This is a genomic window from Pseudomonadales bacterium, from assembly GCA_041395665.1.
Classification (GTDB): domain Bacteria; phylum Pseudomonadota; class Gammaproteobacteria; order Pseudomonadales; family UBA7239; genus UBA7239.
Genome location: JAWLAB010000006.1, coordinates 87470 through 111446 on the forward strand (window position 1 = coordinate 87470; position 23977 = coordinate 111446).

Annotated in this window: 26 protein-coding genes; 19 read left to right on the forward strand and 7 right to left on the reverse strand. The window is 48.3% G+C overall.

The genetic code is table 11. The annotated features are described in order from the left end of the window. Window positions 1–1764, forward strand: a complete 1764-nt coding sequence (locus R3E63_09135) for an ATP-binding protein (GenBank protein ID MEZ5540086.1) — start codon at window positions 1–3, stop codon at window positions 1762–1764. Window positions 1765–1789: 25 nt separating this feature from the next. Further along, on the forward strand, window positions 1790–2416 hold the full coding sequence (gene fixJ, locus R3E63_09140) for a response regulator FixJ (protein ID MEZ5540087.1): 627 nt from the start codon (window positions 1790–1792) through the stop codon (window positions 2414–2416). 17 nt (window positions 2417–2433) lie between these two features. On the opposite strand, the gene R3E63_09145 is transcribed toward fixJ, so the two are convergent. Then, window positions 2434–4071, reverse strand: coding sequence for a hypothetical protein (locus R3E63_09145; GenBank protein MEZ5540088.1), 1638 nt, complete (start codon window positions 4069–4071; stop codon window positions 2434–2436). 141 nt (window positions 4072–4212) lie between these two features. On the opposite strand from R3E63_09145, the gene R3E63_09150 reads away from it, so the two are divergent. From R3E63_09150 to R3E63_09165, 4 genes are all read left to right on the forward strand, one after another. After that, window positions 4213–5196, forward strand: coding sequence for a malate dehydrogenase (locus R3E63_09150; protein ID MEZ5540089.1), 984 nt, complete (start codon window positions 4213–4215; stop codon window positions 5194–5196). A 14-nt stretch (window positions 5197–5210) separates the two neighbouring features. Next, window positions 5211–5336, forward strand: a complete 126-nt coding sequence (locus R3E63_09155; protein MEZ5540090.1) for a hypothetical protein — start codon at window positions 5211–5213, stop codon at window positions 5334–5336. A gap of 71 nt (window positions 5337–5407) precedes the next feature. Continuing rightward, window positions 5408–6256, forward strand: a complete 849-nt coding sequence (locus tag R3E63_09160) for an ABC transporter transmembrane domain-containing protein (protein MEZ5540091.1) — start codon at window positions 5408–5410, stop codon at window positions 6254–6256. Continuing rightward, window positions 6162–7184, forward strand: a complete 1023-nt coding sequence (locus R3E63_09165) for an ATP-binding cassette domain-containing protein (GenBank protein MEZ5540092.1) — start codon at window positions 6162–6164, stop codon at window positions 7182–7184. Before R3E63_09160 ends, R3E63_09165 begins: the two co-directional genes overlap by 95 nt. Here R3E63_09165 and R3E63_09170 read toward each other — a convergent pair. Next, complete coding sequence (locus R3E63_09170; protein MEZ5540093.1) at window positions 7145–7942, reverse strand: ABC transporter ATP-binding protein; 798 nt, start codon at window positions 7940–7942, stop codon at window positions 7145–7147. The two genes, R3E63_09165 and R3E63_09170, sit on opposite strands and share 40 nt — an antisense overlap. Before the next feature lie 144 nt (window positions 7943–8086). Here R3E63_09170 and R3E63_09175 point away from each other — a divergent pair, with 144 nt between their 5' ends. From R3E63_09175 to R3E63_09205, 7 genes are all read left to right on the forward strand, one after another. Then, window positions 8087–9220, forward strand: a complete 1134-nt coding sequence (locus tag R3E63_09175; GenBank protein MEZ5540094.1) for a Fic family protein — start codon at window positions 8087–8089, stop codon at window positions 9218–9220. A 349-nt stretch (window positions 9221–9569) separates the two neighbouring features. Continuing rightward, window positions 9570–9764: a hypothetical protein gene (locus R3E63_09180; protein ID MEZ5540095.1), complete on the forward strand. Its 195-nt coding sequence runs from the start codon at window positions 9570–9572 to the stop codon at window positions 9762–9764. Between the two features lie 633 nt (window positions 9765–10397). After that, a complete protein-coding gene (locus R3E63_09185) occupies window positions 10398–11234 on the forward strand; it encodes a DNA methyltransferase (GenBank protein ID MEZ5540096.1) in 837 nt (278 codons plus the stop codon). A 10-nt stretch (window positions 11235–11244) separates the two neighbouring features. Beyond that, a complete protein-coding gene (locus R3E63_09190; protein MEZ5540097.1) occupies window positions 11245–13449 on the forward strand; it encodes a DEAD/DEAH box helicase family protein in 2205 nt (734 codons plus the stop codon). Continuing rightward, window positions 13434–13568 (forward strand): hypothetical protein, encoded by a 135-nt coding sequence (locus tag R3E63_09195; protein MEZ5540098.1) that lies wholly within the window; start codon window positions 13434–13436, stop codon window positions 13566–13568. The genes R3E63_09190 and R3E63_09195 overlap by 16 nt, the downstream gene beginning before the upstream one ends. Before the next feature lie 115 nt (window positions 13569–13683). Continuing rightward, a complete protein-coding gene (locus R3E63_09200; protein ID MEZ5540099.1) occupies window positions 13684–13932 on the forward strand; it encodes a hypothetical protein in 249 nt (82 codons plus the stop codon). Further along, window positions 13866–14012, forward strand: coding sequence for a hypothetical protein (locus tag R3E63_09205; GenBank protein MEZ5540100.1), 147 nt, complete (start codon window positions 13866–13868; stop codon window positions 14010–14012). The genes R3E63_09200 and R3E63_09205 overlap by 67 nt, the downstream gene beginning before the upstream one ends. Before the next feature lie 107 nt (window positions 14013–14119). On the opposite strand, the gene R3E63_09210 is transcribed toward R3E63_09205, so the two are convergent. After that, window positions 14120–14290, reverse strand: a complete 171-nt coding sequence (locus R3E63_09210) for a hypothetical protein (GenBank protein MEZ5540101.1) — start codon at window positions 14288–14290, stop codon at window positions 14120–14122. A 187-nt stretch (window positions 14291–14477) separates the two neighbouring features. Here R3E63_09210 and R3E63_09215 point away from each other — a divergent pair, with 187 nt between their 5' ends. After that, window positions 14478–14681 (forward strand): hypothetical protein, encoded by a 204-nt coding sequence (locus R3E63_09215; GenBank protein MEZ5540102.1) that lies wholly within the window; start codon window positions 14478–14480, stop codon window positions 14679–14681. Window positions 14682–15174: 493 nt separating this feature from the next. On the opposite strand, the gene R3E63_09220 is transcribed toward R3E63_09215, so the two are convergent. Genes R3E63_09220 through R3E63_09230 form a run of 3 tightly spaced genes read right to left on the reverse strand, consistent with a single transcriptional unit; the run spans window position 15175 to window position 18604 of the window. Then, window positions 15175–16062 carry a hypothetical protein gene (locus R3E63_09220; protein MEZ5540103.1) on the reverse strand — a complete coding sequence of 296 codons (888 nt, stop codon included), beginning with the start codon at window positions 16060–16062 and terminating at the stop codon, window positions 15175–15177. Further along, on the reverse strand, window positions 16059–17000 hold the full coding sequence (locus R3E63_09225) for an ABC transporter permease (protein ID MEZ5540104.1): 942 nt from the start codon (window positions 16998–17000) through the stop codon (window positions 16059–16061). The genes R3E63_09220 and R3E63_09225 overlap by 4 nt, the downstream gene beginning before the upstream one ends. Beyond that, window positions 17000–18604, reverse strand: coding sequence for a peptide ABC transporter substrate-binding protein (locus R3E63_09230; protein ID MEZ5540105.1), 1605 nt, complete (start codon window positions 18602–18604; stop codon window positions 17000–17002). The genes R3E63_09225 and R3E63_09230 overlap by 1 nt, the downstream gene beginning before the upstream one ends. 59 nt (window positions 18605–18663) lie before the next feature. Between R3E63_09230 and R3E63_09235 the strand changes: the two genes are divergently transcribed. From R3E63_09235 to R3E63_09245, 3 genes are all read left to right on the forward strand, one after another. Continuing rightward, window positions 18664–19821, forward strand: a complete 1158-nt coding sequence (locus tag R3E63_09235; GenBank protein ID MEZ5540106.1) for a CaiB/BaiF CoA-transferase family protein — start codon at window positions 18664–18666, stop codon at window positions 19819–19821. Between the two features lie 165 nt (window positions 19822–19986). Next, window positions 19987–21033 (forward strand): recombinase RecA, encoded by a 1047-nt coding sequence (gene recA, locus R3E63_09240; protein ID MEZ5540107.1) that lies wholly within the window; start codon window positions 19987–19989, stop codon window positions 21031–21033. Window positions 21034–21124: 91 nt separating this feature from the next. Then, window positions 21125–21574 carry a regulatory protein RecX gene (locus R3E63_09245; protein ID MEZ5540108.1) on the forward strand — a complete coding sequence of 150 codons (450 nt, stop codon included), beginning with the start codon at window positions 21125–21127 and terminating at the stop codon, window positions 21572–21574. A gap of 43 nt (window positions 21575–21617) precedes the next feature. On the opposite strand, the gene R3E63_09250 is transcribed toward R3E63_09245, so the two are convergent. Next, window positions 21618–23144: a methyl-accepting chemotaxis protein gene (locus tag R3E63_09250; protein ID MEZ5540109.1), complete on the reverse strand. Its 1527-nt coding sequence runs from the start codon at window positions 23142–23144 to the stop codon at window positions 21618–21620. 162 nt (window positions 23145–23306) lie between these two features. Between R3E63_09250 and R3E63_09255 the strand changes: the two genes are divergently transcribed. Together R3E63_09255 and R3E63_09260 are read left to right on the forward strand one after the other, a co-directional pair. Continuing rightward, window positions 23307–23558 (forward strand): hypothetical protein, encoded by a 252-nt coding sequence (locus R3E63_09255; GenBank protein ID MEZ5540110.1) that lies wholly within the window; start codon window positions 23307–23309, stop codon window positions 23556–23558. Between the two features lie 30 nt (window positions 23559–23588). Then, on the forward strand, window positions 23589–23942 hold the full coding sequence (locus tag R3E63_09260; GenBank protein MEZ5540111.1) for a hypothetical protein: 354 nt from the start codon (window positions 23589–23591) through the stop codon (window positions 23940–23942). The last annotated feature ends 35 nt before the right edge of the window (window positions 23943–23977 follow it).

Sequence of the window (23977 nt, forward strand, 5' to 3'; positions counted from 1 at the left end):
ATGCGCACTCGCAATAGGAATCGTCGCCGCGTTCTTTTGCTCACACTGGTGATGTCCAGTGTGGCGGTGATGGTTTTGGGTATCACAGTTTTTGTTTTGTTTATGTCGGTCAATGAACAAAATAAGCGCATGATGATGAGCTATGCCGAGCATCAAGCCAGCATGCTGCAGTCAGTCATGGAGCTGGTGCCTGAAAAAACACAACAAACAACTGCGCCTCCAGATTTGGTGTTAGAGCATATTCGTCAAACATTGGCGCGTAATCCTGTAATTACAGACAGTGGTGAAATGCTGTTTGCATACCGAGATGACAACGAAATACATTTTGTCTCGCCATATCGTTTTACTACAGATGCCCCCTTGGTTATGCGCGAAGATGATTCACGCACTCAGGCTATGCGTTTGGCCTTGGATGGTCACTCCGGTGTTATGTATGTGAAGGATTATAGAAATGTATATGTTTTGGCGGCCTTTGTGCCGGTTGAGAACATGAACTTGGGTGTGGTAGTGAAGATTGATGCGGCTGAAGTGAGAAAGCCATTTATTTATATTGCTCTTTATGCTGCACTTGGTACATTTTTTATCATCGTTATCGGTATTTTGTTGTTGCAAAAAATTACTAAGCCATTGATCGATACTCTTGAAGAAAATGAATCAAAGTATCGCACGCTATTTGATAACGCCAATGAAGGCGTAATGGTGATTAGTGATCATATCGAAGAGTGTAATGATCAGGTTTTACAATTGCTTGGCTATGACAAAGAAGAAATCGTTGGCAAAAAAATTGTAGATTTCTCACCAGAGCGCCAGCCGTACGATGAAGGCTCTGTTCGCGCAACAACCAATCGGTTTGATTTGGCTAAGCAAGGAAAGCCACAGTATTTTGTTTGGCGCAGCTGTAGAAAAGATGGCGCTGAAATTGATTTGGATGTCATGTTGAAGGCTGTGCATATAGGTAATCGCGATGTGATTTTAGCTACGCTGCTAGATATCACCGATCGCCGTCGTGCAGAAATTGAATTGCGTGCGAAAGAAAAAGAAGTGGCGGATGCGCGAGAGCATTTGGCACACATGGCGCGCCTTTCCACGATGGGTGAAATGGCTGCGGGTATCGCACACGAAATCAATCAACCATTGGCAGCAATTTCTGCGTACGCGCAAGGCTCATCGCGCATGATTGATAGTGGTGTGGCGACAATCACAGATTTGAAAGAGCCACTGGATAAAATTGCTACGCAAGCCGTGCGTGCGGGTGAAGTGATTCGTCGTTTGCGCAGCTTTATTAAAAAAAGTGCGTCGGAGTTAGAGTCAATCAATGTGAATGATCTGGTGTCTGAGGCTGTGCAATTGGCTGAAGTGGACGCGCGGAAGCACGGCATTCCCATACAGCTACATCTCGCCAGCCAAATGCCAAGTGTGCGTGTGGATGCAGTGCAAATCCAACAGGTTATTCTGAATTTGATTCGTAACGCTTTAGAGGCAATGGAAAGTACACCGCGCGAGCAGGCGCGAGTGGATGTATACACGCGCCGTGAAGGCGATGGTCAGGTGAGTATTGCGGTTGTCGATACCGGTTCGGGTTTAAGTGAGGAAGCGCTGCAACATGTGTTTGATCCTTTCTTCTCTACCAAGGCATTTGGTATGGGTATGGGGCTTTCGATCAGCGAATCCATTGTTGTGGCGCACGGCGGGCATTTATCTGCGAACAATAACGGGGTAAGCGCTGGCGCTACATTTACGGTATTGTTAACGGCTCAAAGTTAGACCGTCACTTATCAAGGAGTGTTTTATGACAACAGCCGTATCACCCGAAGCAACCGTTTTTGTTGTTGATGATGACGACGCCGTACGCGAGTCATTGGTTTTTCTAATGAAATCGGTTGGCTTGAAAGCAGAAAGTTTTTCCTCCGCACAAGATTTTCTTAGTCACTATAACCCTGCGCGCTCTGGCTGTTTGGTGCTGGATATTCGTATGCCTGGGATGAGTGGTTTGGAGTTGCAAGAAAAATTGTCGCAAATGGATTGCATCCTGCCGATTATTTTTATCACTGGTCACGGCGATGTGCCGATGGCAGTAAAAGCAATTAAAGCAGGCGCTGCAGATTTTGTGCAGAAGCCGTTCCGCGATCAGGATTTGATCGATAGGATTCGAGAGGTGCTGCAAGAAGATGCAGAAGCGCGCGTGGATAAACTGCAAAAGGCGGAGGTTTTGCGTCGTATTGGCACGCTCACAGAGCGCGAGCGCGAGGTAATGGAACAAGTGGTCGATGGTAAAGCCAATAAAGTGGTGGCGATTGATCTCAATGTCTCTCAGCGCACAGTAGAAATTCACCGCGCCAATGTGATGGATAAAATGAAAGCGCGCTCACTCGCGCAACTTGTGCGCTTGGTGATGAAAGCGCGCGGTGAGTTGTGAGTGTAGTGACGGCAACCTTACTGCGCTAATAACTGGTTGAAATCGACGCTGATGGTTTTGATGTCAGCGCCATTCAATGTAGAAGTTTTTATCGCCACCACTTCTTGCGCCGTAATATCCAGCCCTGGCTTTTTGTTGATGCGCCCCGTCTGGTTGAAAAGAATAGTATAGCCTTGTGCGCGCAAGAACTCTGGCAGTGGTGTGGTTTCTCCCCAGCCGTAAATGTCGTAAATAATATCAGGCGCTTGTAAGCCGCATTCCTGTTCTGCTTGCGGTAAGCGCTCAAAAAACTTGCGGTAGTTTATGCGCAGGCCTTGTTTGTCAAAGCCGTCTTGCGCCATCACCGTGCAGTTGCGCAGCGTGTTATCGACCAATCCTGCCATATCCCATACGCGCAGTTTATTGCCAAATTCGCTGAATAAATGGTAATTCATCATGCCCATTTGTTTACTCATCATCGTGAGTGGTTTTGTTGATGATAAAGACATGGCGCGCAATTGATTTTGTAATGCTTGCAGTGCTAGCCATTCGCGCAGATGTTCGCGGTTGGCCATCTCAAAGAAAGAGGCTTTATCGCCGGTAATGTTGCGCTGCGCTGAGTGTTGCCAAAGTGTTGTTCCCATACTGAGCTTTTGAATAAAAAGCGGAGTGTAGGCAAGCAATAAAGCGAGAAGTCCATAACGCACAAAAGAAATGTGCTTTTGCTTGTTAAAATCAGCCAGACAAATAGCGAGCCATAGCGGCGCAATCAACGGCACCCAAAAGCGGCCTTCTTTCATCCAATCGCCACCACTGGTGACTACAAAGCCTGCGTAAATTAAAACCCAAAGTGTGCACAGCAGTGGAAAAGTATTTTGTGATTTTTGTTGAATGTTTTTCCATACACTGAAACCAAACAAGATACCGGTGAGTGTAACGCCAATGGCAGACAAGGGATGGCGGAATAATCGCCACGCATAATCAATGCCGCGCTGTACTTGTGCGAAATCAAGCCCGCTACTTTTGGCATAAACCGGATTGGGAAACCACAAACCGAAATAGCTGTGTCGCCACAGCATCAAAACAGCAAACGCGCTGAGTAAAAATAATATTTTTGCTTGGCGTATAAATATCGCTGCGCACAATAAAAAAGCTGTGCCGACTACCACCATCTCAGGGCGTGCGGCTGCCAAAAATAGTGCGGCTATCCACGCAATGACAGCGTGTTGAATGTCAGAGGCTTGCAGCCAGCGATAAGTTGAGTAGATAAAAAATAGCGCGGCTGCTGCTGTGAGCGCCGTCTCCATGCCAGACCATGCCCAATAGGCAAAGTAGGGTGTGCATGCCGTGAGCAGGGTCGGCAGCCACGCCTGTGTGCTGCCAGCGGCTTTTACACTTTTCCAAACGATCAGTAGTGTGGCAAATGCGCCACACAGGGCGAGCAAATAACCTATCGTGACGATGGATAGCGATGTGACCCATGCCAAACTCGCTGTTAGCAGTATGAGCAGCAAGCTGGAGCTTTGCTCGAGGCGTTCGCCGTTGTAATTGAGCAGCTGCCCGTGTTCGATCAGAGTGTGCGCTTGCCAGAAAGTAATGTGCGAGTCGTCATGTCCCGTAGAGCCGCACATCACGCCGTAAACCCACAGCGGCAGCGTGCACAAAAAGAACAGCATGAAGTGATGCGTTAGGCGGCTTTCAGATCGCACGGCTGGTGTATTTTCCCTATAATGTGTCCCGCATTTTGGGTGATACCTGCCCTCGGCTCAACTCAAAAGGTTTTTCCTTCCCTCACTACACACACTGGAGTTCCTATCGTGAAACAGCCTGTTCGTGTCACCGTGACCGGCGCTGCCGGCCAGATCAGCTATTCCCTGTTGTTCCGCATTGCGTCAGGTTCCATGCTCGGCCCTGATCAACCCGTTATTTTGCAGATGCTGGAAATCACCCCTGCACTGGAAGCGCTGAAAGGCGTGGCGATGGAATTGGATGACTGCGCATTCCCACTGTTGGCGGGTATTGTTTGCACGGATGACCCAATGGTGGCGTTCAAAGACACCGACTACGCACTGCTGGTTGGCGCGCGCCCTCGCGGTCCTGGCATGGAGCGTAAAGATTTGCTCGAAGCCAACGCAGCGATTTTCTCGGTACAAGGCAAAGCCATTGATACCGTGGCGAAAAAATCCATCAAAGTGTTGGTTGTCGGCAATCCTGCCAACACCAATGCCTTGATTACTCAGCGCAATGCGCCTTCAATCAACCCGCGCCAATTTACTTCCATGATGCGTTTGGACCACAACCGCGCTATGTCGCAACTGGCAACCAAAACAGGCAAAACTGTCAACGATGTGAAAAAAATCATCGTGTGGGGCAACCACAGCGCGACACAGTATCCAGACATCTCCAAAGCCTTGGTCGATGGCAAAGCAGCAGAGCCCTTGGTTGACCGCAACTGGTACGAAACTGATTTCATTCCTACCGTACAACAGCGCGGTGCGGCGATTATCAAAGCGCGCGGTGCTTCTTCTGCTGCTTCTGCAGCGAATGCAGCGGTTGATCATATGCGCAGCTGGGCAACAGGCACTGCAGAAGGTGATTGGGTGTCTATGGGCGTGTATTCCGATGGCTCTTACGGCATCGAAAAAGGTTTGATTTACTCTTTCCCTTGCGTTTGCAAAAACGGTGATTGGGAAATCGTGCAAGGCTTAGAAATTTCTGATTTCTCGCGCGAAAAAATGAAACTGACCGAAAAAGAGCTCTGCGAAGAGCGTGACGGCGTTAAGCATCTGCTCCCTAACTGATTGAGGGTTTTACCATGGCTCAACACGAAGAAAAAAACTGTGGATGTGAAGAAGATGGTTGTGCTGACGCATTGGTAGCCATTGCTCTCATTGCGCTTTATGTCGGCGTGATGAGTTTTTGGTTGCATGGCATGGTGTGAGTTGTTTTATCAACTCAGCAAAAACGCAGCTTCGGCTGCGTTTTTTTATGGTGCAAAATAAGGTAAATGCGATGCAGAACAATCCTAAAAAAATATCAACGCTGATGCGTTTGCTTCAATTTCTCAAACCCTACAAAGGCACGGTGGCGGTGTTTTTGTGCGCGCTGTTATTTACTTCGGGTGTGATGTTGTTGATTGGGCAAGGCGTGCGTTTGGTGATTGATCGCGGATTCGCACAGCAATCACTGGAACAACTCAACTGGGCGATTGGGTTTTTGTTGTTGATCGCCGTGTTGATGGCAGCGGGCACTTTTGTGCGCTTTTATTTAGTATCGTGGTTGGGCGAACGCGTCAGTGCCGATATTCGTCGCACAGTGTTTGATCATATCGTGAGCCTGCACCCAGGTTTTTTTGAAGAGCATCGCAGTGGCGACATTATGTCGCGCCTCACCACAGACACCACGCTGCTGCAATCGATTATTGGCTCTTCGTTTTCAATGGCCTTGCGCAGCGCGATTTCCGTTATCGGTTCGCTGGTGATGTTGTTTGTCACCAATATCAAATTGTCCTTGGTAGTGTTGGTGTGCGTACCAGCGGTGTTGCTGCCAGTTTTGTTGTTGGGCAAACGCGTGCGTCGTTTATCGCGCGACAGTCAAGATTCGATTGCCGATGTCGGCACTTACGCCAGTGAAATTATTCAACAAATAAAAACGGTGCAAAGTTACACACGCGAGCAGCAAGAGCAAAAAGCTTTTTCTGCAGAAGTAGAGCGACATTGCATTTGTTGTGGCGCAGCATCGCGTGTTTTACAGCGTGCTTGTGTTGATGGCACTGGTGATTCTGTTGGTGTTTGTCGCGCTGTCATCCATGTTGTGGGTGGGAGGTGGCGATGTGATACACGGGCGCATGACAGGCGGTGATTTAGGCGCATTTATTGTGTATGCCGTGATGGCGGCTGTGGGTGTAGCAACGCTGTCTGAAGTGTATAGCGAGTTATTGCGCGCAGCAGGTGCAACCGATCGTTTAATGGAATTGATGCAAGAAAACAGTTTGATTCAAGCGCCAGAATTAGCTGTGCAACAGGCAGGTAACCTTTCACCTGCGCTGGCTTTTGAAAATGTTAATTTTTCGTATCCCTCGCGTTTAGAACAGCGCGCACTGGCAGATTTTTCATTGCAAATTCCGCAGGGAAAAGTGTTGGCACTCGTCGGGCCTTCGGGTGCAGGAAAATCCACGGTATTGGAATTGTTGCAGCGATTTTATGATCCACAGCAGGGGCGCGTTTTGTTGGGCGATGTCGATATTCGTCAGTTATCGCCACAAGATTTGCGCCAACAGTTGGCAGTGGTGCAGCAACAACCTGCATTGTTTTCTGCCGATGTATTGCACAATATTCGTTACGGCAAGCCAGATGCCAGTGAAGAAGAAGTGATTGCTGCGGCAAAAGCTGCTTATGCGCATGATTTTATTATGCAGTTGCCAGAGGGTTATAAAACCGATCTCGGTGAAAAAGGCGCGAAGCTTTCAGGTGGTCAACGACAGCGTATTGCGATTGCGCGTGCCATTCTCAAAAATCCGCGCATTCTTTTATTGGATGAAGCCACCAGTGCTTTGGATGCGGAAAGTGAATATCAAATTCAACGCGCGCTGGAAAGTTTAATGAGAGGAAGAACGACCGTGATTATCGCGCATCGTTTAGCAACGGTTTTACACGCGGATGCGATTGCGGTGATGGATGGTGGGCGTTTAGTCGCGCAGGGTAGTCATAAAACGCTGCTGGAAACTAACGCGCTGTACGCGCGCTTGGCTCAGTTGCAGTTTGGTGTGGAGTCGAGTGCGGAAACATAAGTGATTGCAGGCGGGCTGCTCTTTACCAATTTTTGTGTGTAAGGATGTTGCGGATGGTTGAGTACGGCAGAAGTGTCGCCTTGCTCGACAATTTTGCCGTGCTGCATCACCGCAATGCGATCACACAATTTTCGCATCATCGCTAAATCGTGACTGATAAATAGCAGCGTCAACCCCAACTCTCTACGCAGTTCAATCAACAGCGCGATGATTTGCGCTTGTGTGGTGACATCCAGTGCCGAGACAGGTTCATCACAAATCAATAATTGCGGTTTGTTGATTAAAGCGCGTGCGATACCGATGCGCTGCAACTGCCCACCAGAAAAACTGTGCGGATAACGCTGCAAATCTTCTGCGTGCAGTCCGATGCGCTCCATCCACCATTGCGCTGTTTGGCGTTGTTCATCAGCAGTGCCGATTTGGTTCAAACGCAAGGGCTCCAACAAAATATCGGCGATGGTTAAACGCGGATTGATGGAGGAAAGCGGATCCTGAAAAATCATCTGAATCTGCTGCGCCTGCTGCTGAAATTCTTTGGCGCTGCGCCGTGAAGCCAATGTTTGATCGTTCAGAAAAATAGTGCCGTTGTCGTAGTGATGCAGCCCTGCTATGCATTGCGCCAGTGTCGATTTGCCAGAACCGGATTCACCAGCCAGACCAAAAATTTCGCCGCAAGAAATGTGCAGATTGATATCTTGCAACACAGCGGCTTTGCCGAAGTGTTTGTGGATGTTTTCTACGCGCAGCAGATGATCCATAGTGTTTGAGATAAATCGAGTGAGTGCCTAGCGGCTAAGGTAGCACGCATAAGGCATTGCTTGTGTTGATGTAGTGGCAAAAAATCGACATATATTGTTGACGCGTCCTCGCTATCGACATAAGCTTCATTTCTGTCGAAAAAAATGGAAAACATCAACATGACGCAGGATGCTAGCCAGCCAAAATGGCGACCAGACCAGCCGTGGAATGCAATGCCACTGCTGCCTCCGCTTGGCGTAGAGCTGGAAACAAAAGCGGTTCTAAAACAGTGTATTACGGCACGCGCAGCTCTAGCTGAACTCAAGCAGGCTGCGGAGCTTATTCCTAATCAAGCAATGCTGATCAATATCATCCCCTTATTAGAAGCAAGGGATAGTTCAGAAATAGAAAATATCGTCACGACGACAGACAGGTTGTTTCAATACGCTGATAGTGAGAGCGGGCAAGTGGACGCTGCCACCAAGGAAGCGTTGCGCTATCGGGCGGCATTGGCAGAGGGGTTTAAGTCTTTAGAGCGCAGGCCTCTTTGTACAGCAACAGCGGTGGAAATCTGTAGCCGTATAAAAGATGTCGATATGGATATCCGCAGTGTGTCTGGCATTGCATTGAAAAACCAAATGACAGGCGAGGTGATTTATACGCCACCTGCTGGAGAAAAAGTCGTTCGTGATTTGTTGGTGAATTGGGAGAAGTTTTTGCATGACGATGCGCAGGCATTGGATCCATTAGTGCGCATGGCTGTTGGGCATTATCAATTTGAAGCGATCCATCCATTTTTAGATGGCAACGGGCGTACGGGTCGCATATTGAATAGCTTGTACTTGATCGAACAGGGTTTATTAAGTTTGCCCATTCTTTATCTGAGCCACTACATTATTACGCACAAGGCCGATTACTACCGTTTGTTGTTGGCTGTGACGCGAGAGCAGGCGTGGGAGGCGTGGCTTTTGTATATGCTGCAGGGCGTACAAGAAACGGCGCAATGGACAACGGCTAAAATTGCTGCCATCCGTTTGTTGGAACAAGAAACAGTGCGCCAAGTGCAGCAAAAGCTGCCAAAAATTTACAGCAGAGAACTGGTGGAGATTATTTTTACTCAGCCGTACTGCCGTATAGGTAATTTGGTGGATGCGGGTATTGCGCACCGTCAGTCAGCCTCAAAATACTTGAAAGCTTTGGCGAGTATTGGTGTGTTGCAAGAGAGGCAAATAGGTAAAGAAAAAATTTTTATTCATCCGCGATTGATTGATATTTTTTGTATAAAAAAAATGCGTTAAAACTTCTGATAATTATTTTCAAAATAAAAAATTAGGATTTATAATCATGAACACAGAACACAGAACACAGAACACAGAATCGCTAATTGATATTGGTTTTAGTGCGGATGCACTTGTCGAGCGTAAGGCGGAACTCCTCAAACTCCTAGGCCAAACTGCCCCAGAAGCATTTCCGATAACCGAAAAGCTTCAACCTTGAAAAGCTCAAAGCTCTGCTGGAAGGAGAGATTGCCAATTCAGCGGAGCATTACGAACTGAATTGGGCTGGCAAAAGCGCAACGCCGCGAAATTCAAAAAAAATCCAGCACCTTACTGCCCACAGCCCCAATAACCCCGCTTGACCCAGCACATGCTGATTGAAGGTGAGAACCTTGAAGTGCTGCGCGTGCTGCAAAAAAGCTATCATAGCAAAGTAAAAATGATTTATATCGACCCGCCGTACAATACGGGTAACGATAGCTTTGTTTACCCCGATGATTATTCTGAAACGCTATTGGATGAATACCTAAAACGCACAGGCGGAAAAACGAGCATGGCTTTTTAAACAAACAAAGCCTATGGAAAAGAACGCTTGAAAGCGGCCAATACCACAGCGCTTGGTTGTCGATGATGTATCCCACTTGTATTTGCTTTGAAATCTTCTGCGTGATGATGGCTGATTTTATTTCGATTGATGATAACGAGCAGGCCAATTTTAAAGTTGCTGTGTGATGAAGTGTTTGGGGCGGAGAATTTTTTGTTGGACAGATAGCTGTTGTAGGCAATCCCGGGTAGGGATTATGGTGGTGTGGCTAGAATGCATGATTACATCCTTGCCTATTCCAAGTCAGAATCATTGGAGCTTAACCTTATAGAAGACAGTGCTAATGAGTTTAAAACATTTCGATGGGAATTGGCGGGTTTTTGAGTTAAGAGCTAAGAAATAGAAACGTTAAATTCAATAAAGAAAATAGGCTAACTTATATTATCCGTTTTATATAAATCAAAAAGTAGATGAAAATGGCCTGCGAAATATCATTAGACGCTAAAGATAATTGGATTAAGCTGCATCCATTAGAATCACAAGGTATCAATGTTGTTTGGCGTTAGGGCAAGCAAAATCATTAGATAATATAAATGTGAACATTAAAGCTAAGCCAATGAAAAACGGCAGTTTTATGATTGTTAGCACAGAGGAATCTGGGGTTATGGCAGATCTGTATGGTGGGATAAAGAAACAAATACGGAGAAAGGAACACTTGTAACAAAAGAACTTTTGGGAGGAAAGTTCTTTGACTATCCAAAACCTGTAGAAATGATTTCAAGACTTTGTGAGATGGGTTGTGACAATCAAGAGTCACTGGTTATCGACTTCTTCGCTGGCTCTGGCACCACCGCCCACGCCGTTATGGAGCTTAACGCTGAAGACGGTGGCAACCGCCAATCCATTTCCGTGCAAATGCCTGAACTATTAGACGAAAAATCCGAAGCCTATAAAGCAGGTTACCGCACCATTGCTGATATTACCCGCGCTCGTATTGAAAAAGTGATTGCCAAATTAAAAGCTGAAAAGCCTGAGCAAACCCAAGACTTAGCCTGCGCCCATTTCAAACTGGCACCGAGCAATTTTAAAGTCTGGCGCAGTGATGTGGCTGACATTGACGCTGTGCGTGAACAGTTGGAAATATTTCAGCAGGCAGAAAAATCCACGACTGCGCAATCTGATATTCAACAAGCCATGCTCACCGAATTGTTACTGAAAAACGGCTTAGGCGCATTGGGCGTGCACGCGGTGAGCAAGCCTAAAACACTGGCTTGCGGCATGACCATTCACCGCGTATTGAAGGAGGATAACAAGCACCTTTGGCTGTGTTTCGAACCGTATCAAGCCGCACTTAAAGACGAAATAGTCAAAGCCAAGCCTGCGCAAGTGATTCTGCTTAATTCCTGTTTTACAGGCAATAAGGCGGACGAAGCCATTAGCAACTTACAGCTAGAACTTGACCACTTAAACATTAATTTATTAGTGATTTAAGGAGCTAATCATGGCGCAAGAAATGAAGCTGCAATTTGAACAACAGGACTACCAAACCGCCGCCGTGAATGCAGTGGTGCAGGTGTTTGACGGTCAGCCATTAGCTAAGAGTGATTTTTCCTTAACCCAATCGGCTTCAAGTGTGGAGTACGCAGCCGATGGCAGTATTGGCAATGCCTTATTACTCAACGATGAGCAGCTACTGGCTAATGTGAACAAGGTGCAGCAAGCCAATGGCATAACAGCATCAAACGAACTGCTTGCTTCAAAAGCGGATAAAGGCAACGAAGTGTTTTGCCCCTATAACTTCAGTATCGAAATGGAAACGGGCACGGGTAAAACCTACACCTTTATTAAAACCATGTATGAGCTGCATAAGCAGTACGGCTTTAAAAAATTTGTGGTGGTGGTGCCCAGCGTGGCGATTCGTGAAGGCACCATGAAAAACTTAGCCGTGACCCAAAGCCACTTTGCCAGTTTGTATGCCAATACGCCTTTTACCACGCTGTTATACGACAGTAGCCGTCTAAATGAGCTGAAACATTTTGCCCAAAGTGATGCGCTTTCGGTGTTGGTAATTAATATCGACAGCTTTACCAAAGACAACAATAAAATTAATCAAAAGGGTGAGCGCGCCTTTGCGCCGATTGAATACATTAAAGCGGTCAACCCCATTGTGATTGTGGATGAACCGCAAAACTTTGAAACCGATATTCGCCGTAAAGCTCTGGCCGAATTAAATCCGCTGTGCACTTTGCGTTATTCCGCCACTCATAAAAACCCCTATAACCTGCTGTATTCCTTAAACCCTGTGCAGGCTTACGATTTAGGTTTGGTAAAACAAATTGAGGTGGACGGCGTAGAGGCCGATGCCAGCCATAACGAAGCCTTTATTGAGCTGCTTAGCATTGAGCAAAAAGCTAAAGGCATGAGCGCCAAAGTACGCATGGATGTGAATGAAAAAGCCGGTGTAAAACGCAAAGAGCTAACCATTAACTTGGGTGATGATTTATATAAGAAATCCAATGAACGTGATGTTTACCAGCAAGGTTATGTGCTTAATGAATTTTTAAGCGACAGTGAAATTGAGTTTTCGGGTGGCCGAATATTGTGCGTGGGTGAAAGCCAAGGTGGCCTAAAGAAAGACGTGATGCGCTTTCAAATTGAGCGCACGGTGGCAGCGCACTTTGCCAAACTGAAAAAGATGCAGCCCTTGGGCATTAAGGTGTTGAGCTTATTTTTTATCGACAAAGTGGCGAATTATCGCAGCTATGATGAGAGCGGCAATGAGCAAGCAGGCAAATTTGCGTTGTGGTTTGAGGAAGCCTTTGTCAAATATTCCAAACGTAATCCAGAGCTAATTCCTTATGCGGCAAACGCAGTACATAACGGTTATTTTTCGGGGGATAAAAAAGGTAAAGGTGCGGCGGCAAAAACCGTATGGGTGGATAGTTCGGGTGAAACGAAAAAAGACGACGACACCTATTCGCTGATTATGAAAGACAAAGAGCGTTTATTAAGCTTGAGCGAGCCACTGCAATTTATCTTTAGCCATTCGGCGCTGCGTGAAGGCTGGGACAATCCCAATGTGTTTCAGATTTGCACGCTGAATGAAACGCAAAGCGCGATGAAAAAACGCCAAGAAATAGGTCGTGGCCTGCGCTTGCCGGTAAACCAACAGGGCGAGCGAGTGCAAGACAAGCACATCAACGTGCTAACGGTAATTCCTAACGAAAGCTACGAAGCCTTTGCTAAAGCATTGCAACAAGAAATTGAAGATGAAACCGGCGTGAAATTTGAAAAACGCATTAAAAATGCGCGAGCTAAAGCGCGGGTCAGCAAGCGAGTTTTAAACAGCGAAGAACAAGCTTTGTTTGCCGCCATTTGGCAGAAAATCAATTACCAAACCCGCTATAGCGTGAAACTAAATACCAATGAATTGGTGGATAAGTGCGCAGAGCTGCTGGCCGATTATGCCCAGTTCCCAAAAGTACAAGCGCCCAAAATTCGCGCTGCCAAAGCCAAAATTTTGATGAATAACGAAGGCGTACAAACGGTACAAAGCGGCATTGGTGATGTACAAGCCGCCAGTTACAACGCACATAATAATGTGCCCGATGCCTATGGCTATTTGCAAAACCGCGTGCATTTAACCCGCTCAACGACGCTTGTTTATTATTTTTGGATAAAAGTGGCCGCTTGGATGAGCTGTTGATTAACCCGCAAGCCTTCTTGGATATTTTGCGTTACGGCCATAACCGCGTCTTGCAAGCCTTAATGGTGGCAGGCGATGATTATCAAAAAATCAGCGAGAGAAAGCGTTACAAGAAATGATGTTTGAAGAAACGGTAGATACTTACCAAAGCAGCCTCTATCCGCCTGCCAACGATATAACAGCGACCGCCTTGGATAAAACCCTGCTGCTGCAAGCGCAGCCCGTAGATGTGACATGCAGCCAGCGAGCGATGCTTACGCCTGTGTGCAAAGTGACCTTGAGCCAGAAAATAATTTTGCCAGAGACTGTGCGCTGGATGAGCGCGTGCAGTTTCTTCTTCTTGATAAATTTAAAATCCCCACGCCTTTAGGTAACTACAACCCCGACTGGGCCGTGGTATTTGAAAACGATGAACGATGTATTTTGTCACCGAAACCAAATCCAGTATGGTCGAAGCCGACCGCCGCTTGGATGAAAACTTAAAAGTAATGCAGCAGAAGCATTTTAATTTGGCAGAAGACGTGGAATATAAAGTAGTCACTAAACTTGCAGAGCTGATTTAAGGATTGCTGGTATGCGGCATAGGTTTGATTGCTTGCCTTCAGCAATATTTCAGTGTAAGTATGCTGCGGTGTGGTGATTACCATGTGTATCACCTGTTTCAACAATCTCACCACGATACATCACCGCCACGCGATCCCGATTGTTCAGCCACTAAAGCCAAATCCTGGGTGATAAATAAAATAGCGAGCTGTTCTTCTTTATGCCAGCGAGGCGAAGACAGTGCCATCACTTCTGCTTGCGTGGATACATCGGCGCGGTGGTCGGTTTCATCGATCAATTGTGGTTTGCACGCCAGTGCTTAGCGATAGCGGCGCGTTGCAACATGCCACGCCGGAAAATTCGTGTGCGTAGCGCCGCATTTTTGCGCGGCGTTGTTGATTTACGTAAAAACCGACGACCCGAATAGTTTCTGTCTCGGCTTCTTTTTGCTGTAGCCGTAATACACCGCGCAGTGGTTCGGCGATTTGATAGCCGATGCGCAAGACGAAGTTGAAAGTCGCCATGGGGTTTTGAAAATCATCGCCATTTTTTGGCGATTTGCCGACAAAAAAGTTTTACTGCTGATCGTTGTGCTTTTCAGCGGTAAATCCATGATAGCTTGCGCGGTGATACTTTTTTGCGCTGCCGGATTCGCCCACCCAACGCCAACATTTCTCCTGCATGGGTGAAAGACTGGCATCGCGTACAGGTGTGATACAGCACACTTTGTCGGTAGATAAACGCTGCAGTTTTCAATGTGCAATAAGGTCTGTTGCCTTGTATGCGCGCGCACCTCGCACTTGCACATCTAGCGCATCGCGCAGTGCGTCGCCCACTAAATTAAAGACAACACGGTGGCACTGATGAAAAAAGCGGGGAAAAGCAGTTCGTGGGATACGTTAGCAGCGTGGATAGACCTTCAGTACATCGCCTTACGCCGATGGCAGGCGGTGTAACGCCCATGCCGATAAAGAGAGAAAGGCTTCGGTAAAAATGGCAGAGAGAATATGCAAAGCTGAGCGTGACTAAAAATGCTTGGCAACACATTAGGCATGTGTTTCCGCAGTAAGCCGGATGCGCCTTGTAAACGCGCAGCATCAACACCAACGGCATTTGCGCAATTGCAGCACTTGTGTGCGCAAGCGCGCAGTGTTCGGCCAACTCAACATCAACCCAGTGCAATCAACAATGCGGTGATGCCGCTATCACCAGGCCGATACCAAAAGCAATGCGCAATAAAATTACAAACAATAAAAACGGCAGGGCGATGATGAAATCGGCAAAGGACATCATCAGTGTGTCTGTGCGTCCACCGCGATAGCCAGCGATTGCGCCATAGAGCGTGCCAAAAAAAACATAGAGCAGCGGTGCGGTGAAGCCAATGAATAAAGAGATGCGTCCGCCTTCAATCAAACGCGCCAACATATCGCGACCTAATTTATCGGTACCGAAAGGATGCGCGGGCAGTAATAATCTTTCTGGTGTGGGTTCATTTTTTGATAACAAACCCGATTGCTGTAATTGCGCGAGCGGCGTGGCGTGCGCGACATCCACTGCAATCGTTTGATAATGACTTTTATCGCTCAAGGTTTGCAGTGAATAGTAGTAACGACGATTTTCTAGCAGAAGCGTATCGTCATAGTGCAAAACAGTATCAGCAGCAGTTGCGGTGATATCCGCTAACGGCAAGCCGAGATCTTTCATGCCAGACGGCGGCAAAATATGGCGGTATAACCGATAGTTTTTTATGTCATGCACAGGCCAAGCCAGTGAAACTTTTTCTGTACTCGCACCGGATAAACTTTGAAATTGCGTGACGGGGCTGTTGGATGGTGGATGTAATGCGTTTTGTGTGTCGATCACGGTAGTGAGTACGCCACGATTAGGTGCTTGCGAGATTTGCGTTAAATCAATCGCATTGGCATCTACTCGCCATACCAATTTTCCCAGTGTGCAAAATAAAAAAATCAGCAGTAAAAACGAAAAACCGATCATCGCCGCAGGGTTGTGCATAACATCGCGCTGCACATCGCGCCACAAACTGCTGTGTGTGTTCGCTGTATCACTCATGCGCGCGCATCCTGCAAGCTGATACGCGGGTCGAGTAGGGCGGCGAGTAAATCAGCCACTAACACCATCAACACCAAAAAGCTGCCGTAAAAAACTGTGGTGCCCATGATCACGGTGTAATCCAACTGCTGTACCGCTTGCACGAAATAGCGACCTAAACCGGGGATGGCAAAAACCGTTTCCACCACAAAACCGCCGGTAGTGATGGCGGCAATCGCAGGGCCTAATAAAGACAACACGGGCAGGCTGGCATTGCGCAGTGTGTGTATCCAAAAAATGCGCGCGGGCGATAATTGTTTGGCGCGTGCGGTGCGAATGTAAGCGGCGTTTTGCACATCCAATAAAGAGGAGCGCATCAAGCGCGTCATGTACGCCATCGTGCCCAACCCAAGCACCAGCGCGGGCAATAACATTTGCGAAAAACTGCCCCAGCCCGCTAAAGGAAATTGCGTGCCTAAATGCTGATTGATTTTCAACACAGTAATTTGTGCCAGCGCAGCAAAAACAAAACTCGGCACAGAAATACCGGCGACAACCGCAATCATCAGCCAGTAATCGGGCCAGCGACGATGAAAACGCGCCGCGAGTGCGCCCCACAACACCGCGCCGCCGACAGCAAACAATAAAGCGAGACAACCGAGCGTGGCAGAAATAGGAAAATGTTCACGAATAATGTCGTTGACCTGACGATTCTGCTGCGTAAATGAAATACCAAAATCGCCGTGCAGCATCGCGCTCAAAAAACGCCAGTATTGTTGTGGCAGTGATTGATCCAAACCGTAGTGCGCCATGAGTGCCGCGCGCAATACTTCGGGGATGGCTTTTTTATCCGCCAGCGGATCGCCCGGCACAAAATGCATAGCAAAAAAAGTGGCAGTAGCAATAAACCAAATGGTGATAGCGCAAGTGGCTAAACGCTTGAGTGTGTAGTGCAACATCAAGGTTTTCCTTTTGCTTCGATGTAAGCGTGACGAAAATCGGGATCGTCACCAAAGCGACTGCGCCGCACATTGTGCAATTGCGTGTTTTGCACATACACAATGCCGGGCTCGCTTAAAGGCAATACGGCGAGATCGCGGCGAATGATGTCATCCATCTGCACAAATAATTGATTGCGTTGCTCAGAAAGCGGCAGCGCATTGGCTTGCTCAACGAGTGCATCGTATTGCGGATTTTTGTAGCGCCCGTGATTGTTCTCATTGGCGGAGTGTAATAAATCGGCAAAAGTCATCGGGTCATTGTAATCAGGACCCCAAGCAGACAAGGCTAAATCAAAATCGCCGCTGTTCAGTTTGGCCAATTTTTGTTTGAAGATTTGTTTGTCGATGATAAGCGTGATGCCCAGTGTTTCTTGCAACACGCGCTGTAAATATTCCGCTTGGCGCACCACGGCAGGTGAATCGTAGATCAGCAGTGTTAAAGGAGGAATTGTATCCACGCCCAGTTCTTTTTTAGCTTGTTGCAAGGCGGTTTGCGCAGCGGCAATATTGGGCAGAGCGATATCGTGATGCGCGGGAATGCCGGGCAGCCAATCCGGAAAGAAATGTGTAGCCGCTTTGGTACCAGGCGAAGCGATAATTTTATTAACCAAGGCTTGTCGATCAATCACTAAGCTAATCGCTTTTCTTAAATTAAAGTTGTGCAGTAAGCGTGTGGGACGGAAATTGAATTCCATGTAATGCAGCATGCCTTTATTAAAAGACTGCAAATATAAGCGTTGTTCTAAAGCGAGCAGCAGGGTGTCGCGGCTGAGTTCAGTAAAAGCAATATCGCCGGATTGAAATAAATTGAGCAGGGTGTTGTTGTCATTGGTGATATGCGGGATTTCAATTTTTTGCAGCGGCACATTGTCTTTATCCCAATAGTTGGGATTTTTTTCCAGCGTCAGGCTCGCGCCGTGTACCCAGCGGCTGAGGCGAAAAGCGCCGTTGCACAATAATTTGTCGGCATCGGCTGCGTAGTTGTTGGGATACGCGCGATAAAAATCTTCGCGCAGCGGGTAATAAGTAGCAAAAGTGGTGAGGCTGGGAAAATAAGCGGTAGGGCGCTCTAGTTCTACGCGCAGGTGTTGTGCGTCATCGGCGTAAACACCCAGCGCATCCAATGGTAATTTTCCTTGGTGAATTTTTTCTGCATTGCGAATGGGGTAAAGAATAAAGGCGTAACGCGATGCGGTTTTTGCATCTAATACAGTGCGCCAAGCAAAAACAAAATCCTGTGCGGTGACAGGTTTACCATCACACCAGCGTGCATCGTCGCGCAAAGTAAAACGCACCGTGGTGCCATCCATCTGCCAGCTTTTTGCAACGCCGCCAGTGAGCTCGTCGTCAGCGCCATAAGTAAGCAAACCTTCTTGCGTGTGTGCTAATACAAAAAAACTCACGCTGTCGGTGGCGGTGAGGCTGTTTAAGTTGGGCGGCTCGGTGGTGAGTGCGAGTTGAATGCTGCGAGTGGCGGCATCGACAGCGCGTTCCGCCGATACCGGCAGTGCGAGCAACAGCGAAAGACCAATGAATAGTGTGTGCAGAGCAAATCGAAGCATCCTGCTAAGGTATCATCGCCGCCATTCTTTTTTAATTTTTTATTTTTCTGAGGTGATACATGGGGCCGTTAAAAGGTTTTCGCATAATTGAATTGGCGGGCATCGGGCCTACACCGTTTGGCGCGATGATGCTGGCCGACATGGGTGCAGAAGTTATTACGATTGAACGCGCCGCTGGTATCCCTGGCTTGCGTCCGCTGGATGCCACGCTGCGCAATCGTCGCTCCATCGTGGTGAATTTGAAGAAGCCGGAAGGTGTCGAGCTGGTGCTGAAATTGTGTGAGAGCGCCGATGCGTTGATCGAAGGTTATCGCCCTGGCGTAGCCGAACGCTTGGGACTGGGGCCGGAAGCCGTGCAGGCGCGCAATCCCAAGCTGGTGTACGCACGCATGACGGGCTGGGGGCAAACCGGCCCACTGGCGCAAACCGTGGGGCATGACATCAACTACATCGCCATCACCGGCGTGCTGGAAAAAATGGGGCGCGATGCCGGTCGTCCTGTGCCGCCATTAAATTTGGTGGGTGATTTTGGCGGCGGCGGCATGTTCATGGCATACGGCGTGGTGTGTGCGTTGTTAGAAGCGCAGAAATCCGGCAAAGGACAAGTGGTGGATGCGGCGATTGTTGATGGCGCGATGGCGTTGATGGCCTACTTGTACGCTTACGAAAAAAATCCGTTCTTCATGCCGTACAAAGATCGCGGCGCGCATTTGTTTGGTGGCAGCAATCATTTTTACAACACTTTTGAATGTGCCGATGGCAAATATGTTTCAGTCGGCGCGTTAGAAGCGAATTTTTATTGGGATTTCATTGCAAGACTCGGTTTGAATAAAGCCGAGTTTGAACAGCAGTGGTTGGGTTCACCCGAGCAGGACATCAGCAAAATTCCTGCGCTGGAAGCGAAAGTGGCTGCGGTGTTCAAAACGAAAACGCGCGATGAATGGGTGAAAGTATTTGAAGGCAGCAGTGCGTGTTTTGCGCCGGTGTTGGATATACAGGAAGCCGCACAGTATCCGCACAATGTTGAACGCAAATCTTTCGTTGAGGTGGATGGTTTGTTGCAACACGCACCCGCGCCGCGTTTCTCGCGCAGTGAACCAGAAACGCCTGCTGCACCGCGTGTGGCGGGTGAAGATACCGATGCCGTTTTGACGGATTTGGGTTATAGCGCAGCGAGTATTGTGAGTTTGCGCGAGCAGGGTGTGGTGGCTGGCTGAGTCACCAGTAAAATTACTGTATAAAAAACCACTGTAGGTCTATACAGTATCAAAAAAGCGGTGTATGCTTGCCTTGCAAGTTGAGAGTGGGGTTGGGCGCTGAGGCCTGCCCTTATATATAGAGTGATCGGTACGCCGATCGAATGAGCTAACGAGGTCAAGACAATGGACGCAAACAAGGAAAAAGCGCTGGCAGCAGCACTGGGTCAAATCGAACGCCAATTTGGTAAAGGCACGGTCATGCGCATGGGTGAGAAAGCGCATGAAGACATTCCTGCCATCTCCACCGGCTCTTTGGGCTTGGATATTGCGCTGGGCATCGGTGGCTTGCCGCGAGGCCGTATTGTCGAGATCTATGGTCCTGAGTCTTCTGGTAAAACCACGCTGACCCTGCAAGTGATTGCTGAGTGCCAGAAAGCGGGCGGCACAGCGGCATTTATTGATGCCGAGCACGCTTTGGATCCTATTTATGCTGGCAAATTGGGTGTCGATGTCGAAGATTTGATCGTGTCTCAGCCAGATACCGGCGAACAAGCGTTGGAAGTAGCGGATATGTTGGTGCGCTCCAATGCTATTGATGTGCTGGTCATCGACTCCGTCGCGGCTTTGGTGCCGAAAGCTGAAATCGAAGGTGATATGGGCGACACCCATGTCGGCTTGCAGGCGCGTTTGATGTCACAAGCCCTGCGTAAACTGACCGGCAACATCAAAAATGCGAATTGCTTAGTCATCTTCATTAACCAAATTCGTATGAAGATTGGTGTGATGTTTGGCAGCCCAGAAACCACTACCGGCGGCAATGCGCTGAAGTTTTACTCCTCCGTGCGCTTGGATATCCGCCGCATTGGCTCCGTTAAAGAGGGCGATGAAGTGGTGGGCAACGAAACACGCGTCAAAGTCGTCAAAAACAAAGTTGCGCCACCGTTCAAACAGGTCGAGTTTCAGATCATGTACGGTCAAGGTATCAACCGCATGGGCGAAATTATCGACATCAGCGTCAATGACGGTCATGTCGAGAAGTCTGGCGCTTGGTATAGCTACAAAGGTGACAAGATTGGCCAAGGAAAAGCCAATGCAATGAAGTACTTACAGGATAATCCTCAAGTAGCTAGTGAGCTAGAAGCTAAGATTCGTGAGGCTTATTTGCAAGGGCCAATCGAAGCGCGTAAGCAAACTGCCGCTGTGGTTGCCGCGGAAGAAGTTGACCTCTAAACCACTTGAGCTACAGCGTATAACTTCGAGATGCAACTTTGAGTTTATGCTGTAGTTAGTTGTTTTATAACAAAATTCTTATAGGTGATTTATGGATAACGCTGTGAAAATTCACGGTGCCGCCCTCGGCTTGCTCGGACAAAGAGAACATTCCCGTCGAGAGCTGCTGACGAAGCTGGCAGAACGCTTCAATCTGCCGATTGATGCCATGCCTTTGCAACAGTGCTTGGATAAGTTAGCGGCAGATGGTTACCAGAGCGATGAACGGTTTGCAGAAGTGTTTGTGCGCAGTCGCCGAGCGCGCGGTTATGGCCCTGTGTTTATCGAGCAGGAGCTGCGTCGCCGTGGCGTGAATATAGAGCTAGTAACAGACTCTGTTCGTCGCAGCGATGAAGGTTGGTTGGCAGCGGTCAGCGATGTGAAGCGCAAGAAATTTGGTGCTGGTTTGGTAACGGCGCTGCAAGAGAAAGCTAAAGTCGCGCGGTTTTTGCAGTACAGAGGCTTTTTGCCCATGCAGATCAATCAGGCATTGCGCGGTTGATAAGACCGCGCCGCCCAAGCGTTTTACTTAGCTTTTGAATAGCTTAGATTTTGAAAAATTGAACAGCGGATTCCAGCTCTTTGACTTGCTCATGGATGGTTCGTGCAGTGTCTGACAACTCCGTAGAGGAGTGTGCGCTGAGCTGGGTAGAGCTTTCGATCTGGCTGACGGCGCGATGAATTTGCTCAACGCCGCCTTGCTGCTCATCGGAAGCATGGCTGATTTCCTGAACCAAATCAGCGGTTTGCACCACTTGCGAGACGATGTTGTCGAGCAGTCCGACCACTTCATTGCTCACCCCCGAGCTGTTGTTGGCAAGCGCAGCAATTTCAGCCGCAGCCGTGCGGCTCTGTTCCGCCAATTTGCGCACCTCACCAGCAACCACGGCAAAGCCGCGACCGTGTTCACCCGCGCGCGCGGCTTCAATTTCGGCGTTGAGTGCCAATAAGTTAGTACGCTGGGCGATTTCATTGATCACGCCAATGCGTTGCGTGATTTTTTGCATCTCGCTGACAGCATCTTTCATAACCACGCTACCCCGACGCACGCTATCGGCAGCAGCGGTGGCAATCTGCTCGGTGGCGCGGGCATTGTCGGCGTTTTGACTGATGGTGACGCTCATTTCTTCCAGCGCGGCAGAGGTTTCTTCGGCGCTGGCAGCTTGTTCTTCTGAGCTAACACTGACGCGGATAGCGCTATCGTGAATATTGGCGGATGCGATAGACAGTGTGCTGGTGGTGGAAACCAGTCTGCTCACGACACTGTGCAATTTTTCAAGAAACGCATTGAAGATATCGGCCATCTCACCGAGTTCGTCATTGCTGGTTTTCTTTAAGCGATGCGTTAAATCACCATCACCGTCTTGCAAATCTTTCAGTGCGTCACGCATGTTGTTGATGGGGCGAGTGATAGCGTTACGCATAACCACAAAGGTCAGCCAGCAAATGAGCAACCCAAAGCTGATACCTACCGCGCTGACATAAAGACGCAGATTGAGCAGTGCAGCCCCGAGCGCCTCGTCACGATCTATTTCACTGACGAGCAGCCACTTTGTCCCGTCAATATCCACGGGTGTCCAGGCGGCAATGACGGTGTTTCCTTGATAGCTTTTGTAGTTGCCGGCTCCGGCCTCAGTAACATCCATAAAACGGCTGTTGTGGAATGGCGTTCCTTGGAAGCGCAAAGGGCTGGCACTGTTGCCTTTGATATTGACCAAATAAGTCTCACCTTTTTCACCAAGTCCTACTTTTTGCCACTGCTCGTGCCATGCCATTTGATAGAAAAAATCTTTCAGTATGGGAGATAGCGCGCGCCCTTTGTCTTCTTGCGTACTCCAAGTTTCTATCAATGCCGACAGCATCCCGCCGCTAAAGCGATTGGTGTTTTGCCACACATTGAGTTCTTGCTGCTTGATGTCACGAAGCGCAACAAGCTTTTCTTCGGTGATGCGCTCGACGTGGTTCATGCCGACTTGGACGGTAATCGTCCCCACAGCGGTCATAGCAATGACGCTAAAAATGACTTGTAGAACCAGAATTTTCCGAATCAGAGTTAATTGGCTGAAATTCACCCGATTGTTCTCCTTGCGCTGATGTCGTCGCGCAATCTACCACAAGCTACTGCTTCTGATATTGCTGGCTTGTCCTAGCGTTTCTACAAAAAGCTTCGTTTGCTGTACTACCGTTTCCTGTTATGTTGCCAACTTTTCTGGCGATTTTGGATGGTGTGTTAGATGGGGATGGTACGATTTGGTATACCAGAAAAAATCACGCTGCTGTTAAGGGATGCCATTGGTGCAACAGTGTTTGTTGAAACAGGTACTTACCAAGGTGGAACAGCGCGTTGGGCCGCTGGTCATTTTGAGCAAGTCATCACGATAGAAAGCTCTCTCAGCTTGTTTAATCAATACAGTAAAAGCTTAGCTGATTTACACAATGTATCAGTGCTCTGCGGTGACTCTCGGCAGCTCCTGTGTGAAATGTAGAGAAGATAGGGGAGCAAAAAGCTATTTTGGTTGGATAGTCATTGGTTTGGTGGCGATACAGCGGGACCAGATGATCAGTGTCCTTTGTTGGGGGAATTAGCCTGCTTACGAGAGAGAAAGGGTGATGTGCTACTGATTGATGACGCCCGCTTATTTCTGGCTGCCCCCCCGATGCCGCACGATGTTGCTCAGTGGCCAGATATGGGGGAAATTGTTCGTGCTCTGCCAAATGCCGGAAAAGGACTGTGTATACAGGTGGCGGATGATGTCATTTTTGTCACGCCGGATATGGAGCATATAAAAACACCTTTATTGGCCTATACCAAACGCCGCAATAATTTGTTTTGGCAGGATTATGCTCAAAAACAGCAGCGGCAGCAGTAGCAAGCTGCCCTAGGCTACAATACGCGCATCGATAT

Bases quoted from the DNA above. Each gene is read 5' to 3' on its own strand.
- fixJ (MEZ5540087.1), top strand. From the start codon at position 1,790: ATGACAACAGCCGTATCACCCGAAGCAACCGTTTTTGTTGTTGATGAT.
- R3E63_09230 (MEZ5540105.1), bottom strand. From the start codon at position 18,604: ATGCTTCGATTTGCTCTGCACACACTATTCATTGGTCTTTCGCTGTTG.
- R3E63_09135 (MEZ5540086.1), top strand. From the start codon at position 1: ATGCGCACTCGCAATAGGAATCGTCGCCGCGTTCTTTTGCTCACACTG.
- R3E63_09170 (MEZ5540093.1), bottom strand. From the start codon at position 7,942: ATGGATCATCTGCTGCGCGTAGAAAACATCCACAAACACTTCGGCAAA.
- R3E63_09175 (MEZ5540094.1), top strand. From the start codon at position 8,087: ATGGAAAACATCAACATGACGCAGGATGCTAGCCAGCCAAAATGGCGA.
- recA (MEZ5540107.1), top strand. From the start codon at position 19,987: ATGGACGCAAACAAGGAAAAAGCGCTGGCAGCAGCACTGGGTCAAATC.
- R3E63_09165 (MEZ5540092.1), top strand. From the start codon at position 6,162: ATGGCACTGGTGATTCTGTTGGTGTTTGTCGCGCTGTCATCCATGTTG.
- R3E63_09200 (MEZ5540099.1), top strand. From the start codon at position 13,684: ATGCAGCCAGCGAGCGATGCTTACGCCTGTGTGCAAAGTGACCTTGAG.
- R3E63_09190 (MEZ5540097.1), top strand. From the start codon at position 11,245: ATGGCGCAAGAAATGAAGCTGCAATTTGAACAACAGGACTACCAAACC.
- R3E63_09245 (MEZ5540108.1), top strand. From the start codon at position 21,125: ATGGATAACGCTGTGAAAATTCACGGTGCCGCCCTCGGCTTGCTCGGA.
- R3E63_09235 (MEZ5540106.1), top strand. From the start codon at position 18,664: ATGGGGCCGTTAAAAGGTTTTCGCATAATTGAATTGGCGGGCATCGGG.
- R3E63_09225 (MEZ5540104.1), bottom strand. From the start codon at position 17,000: ATGTTGCACTACACACTCAAGCGTTTAGCCACTTGCGCTATCACCATT.
- R3E63_09155 (MEZ5540090.1), top strand. From the start codon at position 5,211: ATGGCTCAACACGAAGAAAAAAACTGTGGATGTGAAGAAGATGGTTGT.
- R3E63_09160 (MEZ5540091.1), top strand. From the start codon at position 5,408: ATGCAGAACAATCCTAAAAAAATATCAACGCTGATGCGTTTGCTTCAA.
- R3E63_09145 (MEZ5540088.1), bottom strand. From the start codon at position 4,071: ATGCTGTTCTTTTTGTGCACGCTGCCGCTGTGGGTTTACGGCGTGATG.
- R3E63_09205 (MEZ5540100.1), top strand. From the start codon at position 13,866: ATGTATTTTGTCACCGAAACCAAATCCAGTATGGTCGAAGCCGACCGC.
- R3E63_09220 (MEZ5540103.1), bottom strand. From the start codon at position 16,062: ATGAGTGATACAGCGAACACACACAGCAGTTTGTGGCGCGATGTGCAG.
- R3E63_09255 (MEZ5540110.1), top strand. From the start codon at position 23,307: ATGGGGATGGTACGATTTGGTATACCAGAAAAAATCACGCTGCTGTTA.
- R3E63_09180 (MEZ5540095.1), top strand. From the start codon at position 9,570: ATGCTGATTGAAGGTGAGAACCTTGAAGTGCTGCGCGTGCTGCAAAAA.